Genomic DNA, 272 nt, shown 5'->3' with positions numbered 1-272 from the left:
GGGGTAGGAAGCCCACCAGCGACCTCAGGACAAAATATAATTAATCTATTTTGCTTTTGCCACAAATTAAGCTGTGGATGTAAAATTGCATGTCCTTTACCATCGTAGCGAACAGAATGCCCTAGCAAGCAACTCGATACTAGTATTTTTTCCATAGCTACATCCTTATAAAGCAAAAAAGCTCCCTAAGGAGCTTTTTTAGTTTTAGCTAAACTTACTTGTTAGCTAAGCAATTAATCAGTTTGCTAATATCTTCTGGTTCAGTAATACCC

The 272-nt window shown here is 37.5% G+C and carries 1 protein-coding gene; it reads right to left on the bottom strand.

Going from position 1 to position 272, the window contains the following annotated elements:
• A partial coding sequence (locus AAEY88_RS13655) for a 2-thiouracil desulfurase family protein (protein WP_350563261.1) occupies positions 1-155 on the bottom strand: 155 nt, incomplete at its 3' end.
• Positions 156-272: the final 117 nt, after the last annotated feature.

Source organism: Psychrobacter sp. CAL346-MNA-CIBAN-0220, from assembly GCF_040309805.1.
Lineage (GTDB): Bacteria > Pseudomonadota > Gammaproteobacteria > Pseudomonadales > Moraxellaceae > Psychrobacter.
This window is presented reverse-complemented; position numbering and strand designations above follow the sequence as displayed.